Source organism: uncultured Thiocystis sp., assembly GCF_903866365.1.
Classification (GTDB): Bacteria; Pseudomonadota; Gammaproteobacteria; order Chromatiales; family Chromatiaceae; genus Chromatium.
This window is the reverse complement of sequence record NZ_CAIPNF010000277.1, coordinates 1-1,960: the sequence shown is the minus strand read 5'-3', so window position 1 is coordinate 1,960 and position 1,960 is coordinate 1. Positions and strand designations below refer to the sequence as shown.

The 1,960-nt window shown below is 64.9% G+C and carries 4 protein-coding genes; all 4 read left to right on the top strand.

The window, feature by feature from the left end; translation table 11 throughout:
• Nucleotides 1–1,080: carboxysome shell carbonic anhydrase (locus tag QZY07_RS15455; RefSeq protein WP_295404546.1), on the top strand; the 1,080-nt coding region annotated here is incomplete at its 5' end.
• Entirely contained in the window at nt 1,077–1,322 is a 246-nt protein-coding gene (locus QZY07_RS15450; RefSeq protein WP_201095964.1) for a carboxysome peptide A, read from the top strand. The genes QZY07_RS15455 and QZY07_RS15450, both read left to right, overlap by 4 nt.
• A gap of 2 nt (nt 1,323–1,324) precedes the next feature.
• Entirely contained in the window at nt 1,325–1,603 is a 279-nt protein-coding gene (locus QZY07_RS15445) for a carboxysome peptide B (RefSeq protein ID WP_295404544.1), read from the top strand.
• A gap of 260 nt (nt 1,604–1,863) precedes the next feature.
• Nucleotides 1,864–1,960, top strand: a 97-nt coding sequence (locus QZY07_RS15440; RefSeq protein WP_295404548.1) for a BMC domain-containing protein, incomplete at its 3' end; no start/stop codon positions are given.

The following is a 1,960-nucleotide window of genomic DNA, read 5'->3' as shown; positions in this document are numbered from 1 at the left end:
GCCTTTCAGGCGTTCCTGCTCGATTGCGGGTTTCACGCCATGAATGTGACGCCCTGCGCGGACGGGCGTCTGGCGCACGCCATCAGTTATGTGCTGCGCCTGCCGATGGGCGCCGTGCGTCGCACGTCCTACGCCGGGACGCTCTTCGATGTCGAGGAAGCGGTCGAGCGTTGGGCCAGCGTGGAACTCAGCCGCTTCCGCGAGGGCGTGCCAAACCTTGCGGACGCTCCGACACGTTATCTCAAGGTCGTGAGCTACCACTACAGCAGCCGCGACCCGACGCACCACGGATGCGCGGCGCATGGCAGCGACACCCGCCGCGCCGCGATGGCCGGCCTGGAGCAGTTGCGGGCCTTCCGCGAGGCGGTGGAAAACAGCTACTGCTGCGGCGCCTCGATCGAGGTGCTGCTGCTCGGAATCGATACGGATACCGATCGGGTGCGGATCCACCTGCCCGACGCGACCGGGGATGCCGATCTGGATCGCTTCATCGACGCGGGCGAACTCTACGGCGCCACCGCCCGGCTCGATGCGGCGTCGGCGCGCAACCTGATCCGCGAACGGATCGCGGCACCGCGCGATGGCGGCCGACCGGCCGAGCCGGGGATGCAGCGCCTGATGGCACGGCTGATCGAGAACAACATCGCGCAGATCGACTATGTGCGGCGCTACGAGGACGGACACTATGCGGATATCGGACATGAGGAACGCTTCATCGGCGTGGGCAGCGATTTCGAAGAGATCCAGCTTCGTAACCTGACCTATTTCGCCTTCATGCGCACCCTGGAGGAAGGCGCGCCGAACCTGGACGTTGGGATCAAGATCTTTCGGCGTCTCAACGTCGCCCACGGTCTGCCGATCCCCATCGTGCTGCGCTTCGACTATTCGGGACAGGTGCCGGGGGCGCGCGAACGGGCGATCCAACGCTGTGAGCGGATCGCCGAAGCCATCGGCCAACGCTATCCGGACCTGGCCGAACGCGGGCTGATCCAGACCTTTTGGACGGTGCGCGACAGCAGCCGCGCCGCGCCGGCGGAGCCGGTCGGCGGCTCGCTGACAGCACTGGAGAAAGCGGCATGAAGATCTGTCAGGTGGAAAAACCGCTGGTGGCGACCAACCGCATTCCGGGGCTGGAGCACCGCCATCTGCAGGTGGTGAGAGACGGCAGCAGCCGGGTGGTGGCGGTCGACGCGGTCGGCTGCACGCCGGGCGACTGGGTCATCTGCGTGGGCAGTTCGGCCGCTCGCGAGGCCGCCGGCCATAAGGATTATCCGAGCGATCTGACCATCGTCGGCATCATCGACCACTGGAAGGAGAACTGACCGTGGACATCATGCAGGTCGAAGACGCGCTGGTCTGCACGCGCCGAGTTGCGGGGCTCCAATCCGTCTCCTTGCGGGTGCTGCGAGACGCCAAGGGCGGGCGGGCGGTGGCGGTCGACACGGTCGGCAGCCGGCCCGGGAACTGGGTGTTCACCATCAGCGGTTCGGCGGCGCGGCTGGCGGTCGGCAAAGCGGTGCTCACCGACCTGAGCATTGGAGGAATCATCGATCACTGGAGCATCGATCACGGGGAAGACGCCGCCGCGCGCGCTCGGGACTGAGACATCGTGGCCCAGACCGCCGGCATGGGAATGGTGCAAAAACACCTGAAACAGTCTGCCCTTTAGCCCCTCGCCCCAGTGGGGAGAGGGGTTGGGGTGAGGGGAGAGAGGAGCGCGCAAAAATGTATCGGTTGTTTGCGCGCCCTTCCAAATAGACATGGCGCGCACCCCTAACCTGATGATTGGCAACATAATCCGCGTTTGATACGCAACCTATTTTTAAACACAACCTGCTTTTTTGAAACAGAGGAGTACATGAAATGGCCGACGAACATTACGGAATTGCCCTGGGGATGATCGAGACCCGCGGCCTGGTGCCCGCCATCGAAGCGGCCGACGCCATGACCAAAGCCGCCG